4 protein-coding genes and 1 pseudogene are annotated in these 7,520 nt (G+C 52.8%); 4 read left to right on the top strand and 1 reads right to left on the bottom strand.

From position 1 onward, the window contains the following. Nucleotides 1–834 precede the first annotated feature (834 nt). Nucleotides 835–1,737, bottom strand: coding sequence for a LysR family transcriptional regulator (locus tag ACFE7X_RS17410; protein ID WP_375436963.1), 903 nt, complete (start codon nt 1,735–1,737; stop codon nt 835–837). A gap of 141 nt (nt 1,738–1,878) precedes the next feature. Here ACFE7X_RS17410 and ACFE7X_RS17405 point away from each other — a divergent pair, with 141 nt between their 5' ends. The 4 genes and pseudogenes from ACFE7X_RS17405 (at nt 1,879) to ACFE7X_RS17390 (ending at nt 7,474) form a co-directional block, all read left to right on the top strand. Continuing rightward, entirely contained in the window at nt 1,879–2,373 is a 495-nt protein-coding gene (locus tag ACFE7X_RS17405) for a GNAT family N-acetyltransferase (protein WP_375436962.1), read from the top strand. Nucleotides 2,374–2,641: 268 nt separating this feature from the next. After that, nucleotides 2,642–3,325: a carboxypeptidase-like regulatory domain-containing protein gene (locus ACFE7X_RS17400; RefSeq protein ID WP_375436961.1), complete on the top strand. Its 684-nt coding sequence runs from the start codon at nt 2,642–2,644 to the stop codon at nt 3,323–3,325. A 12-nt stretch (nt 3,326–3,337) separates the two neighbouring features. Continuing rightward, nucleotides 3,338–5,698, top strand: a pseudogene (locus ACFE7X_RS17395) (SusC/RagA family TonB-linked outer membrane protein); the annotation flags it as partial. Between the two features lie 60 nt (nt 5,699–5,758). Continuing rightward, a complete protein-coding gene (locus ACFE7X_RS17390) occupies nt 5,759–7,474 on the top strand; it encodes a RagB/SusD family nutrient uptake outer membrane protein (RefSeq protein ID WP_375436960.1) in 1,716 nt (571 codons plus the stop codon). Nucleotides 7,475–7,520: the final 46 nt, after the last annotated feature.

Here is a 7,520-nt window from a genome sequence, read left to right as displayed (position 1 = left end):
GCAAGAGGCAGAGCACGAGCAGTGGCCAGCGGTAGGGCAGGGACATAGGAGGAGAAGGAGGGGGGCAGGCCTAGTTGTTGAGCGCGCCCGCGGTAACCCATTGCTGCAGTGAACTCTCTGTATTACTGTGTTTGGAACTTGCCCGCACAACTGTAAAGGAGAGAGGATGCCAATGGGTAAGACGGTTCACCATAAATTAGTTAACAGTAATCTGGTAATTCAATAAATGGCTAAGGCATCAACAAATTCTAGACATAGAATAACACTAAAACAGAAAATCTAAATGATTAGCAAAATATAAGACGGCAGCGCAAAATTACCTGCTAAGACATTTATACGTGTGCGTTCAGAAGCTCTAGATTAGATAATGCGAAATAACGTTCTAGCTATTATCACTGCTATTGTTATTGCTTCTCTTATCTGTTCCAAACATAGCGCTTATACAGATTATTATATTTGAATTTCGTTTAAACCAGGTTTTCGGTAGATGAGTAGCCTATATGAAACGCTCAAAATTTATAGGTTGTCTAAATTTAAGAATGTAGTCTTGTTTTGAGAATAATCGAATAATTGCTTTGCTGCTGGATAGTCTTTGGCTAATGCCTAAGATTATAATTATTATAATAAGTACAATTGCAATTTTACATTGTAATGCTTTGCAAACGAAACATTCTGCGGTGTCAAAATTCTTGAACTAGATGTTCGTTACATCTATCTAAAATATAAGTATATCAACTTGGTTAATAGTTGCTTATCTATAAAACAGATCTATATTTAATTGACGGTAAACATAATGGGCCATATCATGTGATGCGCATATAACGTAACTCACTATTAAGAGCCTTTAGGTGATGCTAGTTTGGTGTTGAACCGTTGTTGAATACATCTAATGAATGTCGCTAGAGTGGGGTCGGGCGGGCCCGATAAGGCGGCGTACCAAGTGCGGGTTTTTGTTTCACTTACCAGCGGCAACGTGACCAACTGGTTAAGGTGTAAATGAGGCTGCACGGCCCATTTGGCTAGTACCGCCACACCCATGTTGGCTTTTACCATTTCAATAATGGCTTCCGTCAGCTGAACCTTTACCTTGGTTTGGGGCTGTACCTGATACTGCCCTAAAAACTGGCTAAGCACCCAACTGCGCTGATCAGGAATATCATAATAAATAAAAGTCTCGGTCGCGAAATCCAGTGGAGTCAGTTCGCGTTTGGTTGTAGCGTAAGGGTGGCGAGCGGATACCAGCGCCACCATCTCGTCTTCAAACAGTGGCAAATTTGGTTGCTCAGGCTTGGTGCTGACGATAGCCAAGTCTAATTCCTGGTTAACTAAAGCCGCCAGGGGATTTTGGGTTGCATTGGCTACAATTTGAACCTGTACGTTGCCAGCCTCGCGTTCAAACTGCGAAATAACGGCTGGCAACCAGTGATAGCAGGTATAGCACTCGGTGCTGAGCCGAACGAGGCGCCGCTCACCTTGCCGCAAACTATCCATGGCTGCTTGCAAGTGATGCAACTCCAGTAGAATTGGACGGGCTCGTTCCAGAAATTGCTGGCCTGCTGGCGTAGGCACCAACATTCTATTGCGCCTTTCAAAGAGCTGTACTCCTATCTGCCGCTCTAAACGTTTCAACTGATGGCTCAGAGCTGGTTGGGAGAGGTACAGCATATCGGCGGCACGGGTCAAGGAACCCGCCTCGACAACAGCGACGACCAACTGGAGGTGGCGCGTGTCAATCATACACCCATTAGATAAGTGAATGAATCCTTAAAATAAATTCATTTTTCTCATGCGACTAGGTCTCGCACCTTTGTAGCGGCGTGCTAACGGTCATTCGAATCGTTATTTGCTTATTTTCTGTTTGATTTAACTCACTGTTTCATGCATATTCAACTTCTCACGGAAGCACATTGGCCTGATGTCTGCGCCATTTACGAACAAGGTATAGCAACGGGTAATGCCACCTTCGAGACCCAAGCTCCGGCGTGGGCGGCGTGGGACATCGCTCATTTACCGCACAGCCGCTTAGTAGTCCTCGCCGAGGATGACACTATATTGGGCTGGGCCGCTCTATCGGCCGTGTCAGGGCGTTGCGTATACGGCGGTGTGGCAGAAGTCAGTATCTATATTGCCGCTCATGCCCGGGGGCAAGGCATTGGCCGTCAGTTGCTGGCGGCCCTGATTGCCGAGTCGGAGGCGCACGGCATTTGGACTTTGCAGGCTGGTACGTTCGAGGAAAACACGCCTAGCATCCAGTTGCATACCCAAGCTGGTTTCCGTCTGATCGGCTATCGGGAGCGAATCGGTCAGCACCACGGCGTATGGCGCAATACAGTGCAGTTGGAGCGGCGCAGCCCGGTGATAGGAGCGAAATAGAGTAGCCAGTGAATTAGGACTACAGCGGTATACTGCTTCTGACTATGCGTTTTATTTCACGCAATCTGACCGCTAGAAGCTTTATGTTTTGCCCTAGTAATCAGCGTTTTCGAGGAAGATAACATCCTATAAGTACGCGGAAAAATAGTACAGTTTCTAGCAGGCTATTGCTGATATTTTTGATGGATTCCCTCTTAAACTACCAAGTCCCTGCCGGGCTTGGTAGAGTGATACTGCTGCCCATTCCCAAGTAACACTTCAAGCGACTATGCAACGACTTGTACTGCTCCCCCTAGTCACCATGGGTCTGATTTCCACTGCCCAGGCGCAGACACGGAGCGTCACGGGCCAAGTGGTTAGGGCCGATAAGTCGGAGCCCTTGGTTGGGGTGACAGTGGTCGAGAAAGGAACCTCCAATGGTATTTCCACCGATGCAGAAGGACGCTTTTCGCTCTCGGTTACCGGCAACCAAAGGGTAACACGAGTTATTAGCTACATCGGCTACAAGTCGCAGGAAGTGCAAGCGGCCCCCGATCAAGCGCGCCTCGATGTTCGGTTAGCAGCGGATGCGGCGGCTTTGGACGAGGTGGTAGTTATTGGGTACGGCACCGTAAAAAAGCGCGACTTAACAGGTTCGGTGTATTCGGTTAAGTCCGACGACATTGTGCAGACGCCCACCCACAACGCGGTAGAAGCCATCCAGGGCCGGGTGCCCGGCGCCGATATTGTGCGTAGCTCCGGGGCGGCGGGGGCCAATTCCACCATTTCGATTCGCGGCACCCGCTCCATCAATAGTGCCGGTAGCGGCCAGGCCAGCAGCGTTGACCGCAACGGGCCGCTGACCATTATCGACGGTTTCCAGGGAGGTAATATCAGCGACTTGAACCCCAATGATATAGAGTCTATTGAAGTGTTGAAGGACGCTTCTTCTACGGCTATTTATGGGGCGTAAGGAGCTAACGGGGTTATTATCGTCACCACCAAAAAAGGCGCGGCCGGCAAAATCCGGGTTGCCTATAACGGGTACTACGGCGTAAATACCTATAATTTCCCCCAGTCCCGCACCGGCGACGATTATGTGCAGCTGCGGCGCGAAGCCTGGCGGGCCACCGGGGAGTGGAACACCCCTGATGATGCCAAGATCTTTCCTGACCCCGGTGAGTTTGATGCTGTGCAGGCCGGCCAATGGGTGAATTGGGTGGACTTGGTGAGGCGCAACGGCACCCAGCAAAATCATTCCGTCTCGTTGCAGGGCGGGTCTGATAATACCAAAGTATTTGCCTCCGCAGGCTACTTCCGCGAGCAAGGCATGCTGCGCCACAACGATTACAACCGCTACAACCTGCGCCTCAACGTCGATCAGACGATCAACAGATCCATCAAAACTGGTTTGCTCAGCCAGATAACGTACTTCAAGCAGGACGACCGGCAAAACCCGCTCGGGCAAGCCACCGCCATCAGTCCATTGGGTGTTCCTTACGACGCGACAGGGGCCATTACTACCTATCCCATTCCGGCTGACCAAACGCGCATCAGTCCGCTAGCCGATGAGCGTGGCCCCTACGTCGCCCGCGACAATACCATTCGGACCAACATCATCACCAACGGATTCCTGGAAATTGCGCCGTTGAAGGGCCTATCGTTCCGCTCGAATTTCGGTGCCAACATCACCTTCAGCCGCCGAGGAATCTACAACGACAAAGCCTCGCTGTCGCAACTTAATACGCGCACATCAGTGGCTTCGTCGGAGGCGATTTTCAACCGGTTCTATAACTGGGATAATATCCTGAGCTACACCAAAGACTTCGGGGAGCATACGTTCACGCTCACGGGCATTACCAGCTACATCCAAAACGACAACGACAACACTTACGCCAGCGGCACCAATCAACTGCTGTCGTCGCAACTGTTCTACGACTTAAGCTCCACGAGTACCGCTACCACCCGCACGATTCGCTCGCCCTACGTAGCCTCCAAGAACATGGCGTATGCGGGCCGCCTCAACTATAGCTACCACGGCAAATACTTGTTGACTTTGACGGGGCGCTACGACGGAGCTTCTCGCTTGGCGCCGGGCAATAAATGGTCGTTTTTCCCGTCGGCGGCTGTTGGCTGGAACCTAAGCGACGAGAACTTTCTGCGGGGCGTTGAAAAGCTCAATAACTTGAAGCTGCGAGCTAGCTACGGTGTGGCCGGCAACTATGCCATCGACCCCTACGGCACCCAAAGCTTGCTGGCCGCCAACTCCCGAATGGGCTTCGGGGATGTGCCGGCCGCCACGTACCAGTTCCAGCCAACCGTGGGCAACCCGGATCTGGGTTGGGAGAAGTCGGCTACGATGGATATCGGGTTGGACGTGGCCGCCTTCAACAACCGGGTGAGTGCCACCGTGGACGCGTATGACACCCGCACCTCGGATATTCTGCTACTCAGGCCGTTGCCCATTTCCACGGGCGTGCAGCAGGTGTACGAGAACATCGGCGCCACGCGAAACCGCGGTATTGAGCTGGCCTTGACCACGCAGAATATTCAGAGCGAGAATTTCAAGTGGTCATCAACCATTACATTCTCGCGCAACAAAGAAGAAATCACCAAGCTCATTGACGGCAAGGACATCATTGCCACCAATGCGCCCGAGGTCAATTCCTTGTTGCTGGGCCACGCCATTCGCTCGTTCTATACCTACCGCAAGCTCGGCATCTGGCAGGAAAGCGAAGCCGATGTGGCTGCCCAATACAAAATCGGCAACTACTCCTTTAAGCCCGGCGACATCAAGCTCGAAGACCTGAACGGCGACTTCACCTTCAACGCCAGCGACCAAACCTTCATCGGCTCGAACGTGCCGAAATGGGTGGGAGGTTTCCAGAATACCTTCACGTACAAGTCTTTCGATTTGAACGTGTTCCTGTATGCGCGCTACGGACAAATGATTAACGCCGAATTCCTGGGCCGCTACAACACCGCTGGCACCGGCAATGGCCCCGCCATCATCGACTACTGGACACCCGAAAACCCAACCAACGATTTCCCGCGCCCGCGCCGCGGCACCACGCTTAGCTCCTATCAAGGCTATACCGGATATCAGGCGCTGAATTTCGTTGACGGCTCTTACTTCAAAATCAGGACCCTAACGCTCGGCTACTCGCTGCCTAAGGCAGTGGCCGGTAAAGTGCTGCTGGATAACGCGCGGATTTACGCCACAGCCTCCAACCTGTTTGTGCTAGCCAAGAGTCACCTCATCAAAGACTACGACCCCGAACGGGGCGGCAACGAGTCGACCCCGCTGAGCCGGCAGTTTGTGTTAGGAGTGAATGTTAATTTTTAATGGCGCCCACAGATGCGTACGTATAAAGTGACCCACAGAAAGCAAGTTTTCTTCCGTGGCTTGGCACTCGCCCTGACGCTTGGCTTTGGCGCCTGCAACGACTTAGAAGAATATAACCCCTCCAATGCTTCCGCTGATACCGTTTGGAGCACGCCCGAGGGCTTTGTAACGGCAGTGAATGCCGCCTATTCCGAGCAGCGCTCCTGGTACGGCAAGGAAGACGGCGAATTCATGAGCGAATCCGGGACGGACCTGTGGTTTAACCGCGACAGAAACACCTACGCCGGCCAGATCACCCAATACGCGGGCCTTACCCCCTTGCAGGGCAACCCCAACCGGGCCGCCTGGGTGCTGCTGTGGAAATCCATCAACTTGTGCAACGCCGGCATCAACCGCATTGAAGAAGCCGGTTTCACATCCGAGCAAGAGAAAAACCAGCGCGAAGGAGAGTTACGCTTTTTGCGGGCCTTCTACTACTGGCACATCGTGGAAACCTGGGGCGGCGTGATGCTGCGCACCCAGGAAACCTCAGAGCCCGTCTTAACTGCTACGCGCAATTCACCTCAGGAATTCTATGATTTGATTATCAGTGACCTGGAATTTGCGGCGGCCAACCTGCCCGTAAGCTGGGGCAACGAATACAGCCGCGCCACCAACAAGGCTGCCCTGGGTTTTCTGGCCCGGGCCTGTTTGTCGCGGGCCTACTACTCTTCGGGTGCCGATGCCCAAACGTATTTCGCGAAAGCGCGGGACGTGGCCAACAGCGTCATTGCCCGCAAAGCCGAGTTAAAAGTCGAGTTGGCGCCCAGTTATGCCGACTTATGGAATCCGGCCAACAACAAGCGGCAGGGCCGCGACGGAGGCGAAGCGCTGTACGTGGTCAGCAATTCCACCAACCCCAGCTTGAACTACGATGACTTGGGCAACCGTCTGTTTCAAGTTTTCCAAACCCCCTACAACGGCAAGCCGGGGCTCGAACAAAGCTTGGCCTACGGCTACGAAAACAACCGTCGCCTGATGCCCACGCTTACCTTGCTAGACCTCTACGACGACCAAAAAGACGGTCGCTACGAAGCTTCGTTCCAGGAAAGTTGGCTGGCCAACAAAGCTTACACCTGGACGGCAGCCGATGCCCGCACCTACGGGAAAGACGCCAGTATAGTAGGCCAACAGCTGCGGGTGGGGGATGTGGCCTTGGTTATCACCAAGAAAAGCGTTGCCAACAAAAGTACCCTGCCCTACGTGGTCTTCGACCGGGACGACGTGTACCTGCCCAATCGCACCATTCGCAACGGACTAAACTTCGTGACCCTCAAGAAATTCTATGACCCCAATCGGTCGGCTCCGAACGTGCAAGCTGGTTCCAACGACGTGGTAGTGATGCGCTTGGCGGAAATGTATTTGATTTCGGCCGAGGCTGAGTTGCAACTTGGCAACCGGGCTGCTGCCGCCACTATGGTCAACGTGCTGCGGACCCGCGCCGCTAAGAAAACCCCCGTCAACCAGACAACGGCTATGCAAGTCGCGGCCGGCGACATTACCATCGATTTTATTCTCGACGAAAGAGCCCGCGAGTTTGCCGGCGAGAACATCCGGTGGTTCGACGTGAAACGCATCAAGACCGGCCAGGACGGGCAAGAATTTGTGAATTACATCAAGCAGCGAAATCCCGACATCACGCAAGTGCAAAACTTCCACCGCTTGCGTCCTGTTCGTCAGGAAGAACTGAATTCCTTGCTCAATGGTCAGGAATTCGGCCAAAATCCAGGATATTAAGTTGCTTCCTGCTTGCTAAGGCCGTCAAAATGGGCTCACTGCTGCT

Origin of the sequence: uncultured Hymenobacter sp. (genome assembly GCF_964242765.1) — a bacterium.
Taxonomy (GTDB): domain Bacteria; phylum Bacteroidota; class Bacteroidia; order Cytophagales; family Hymenobacteraceae; genus Hymenobacter.
This window is presented reverse-complemented; position numbering and strand designations above follow the sequence as displayed.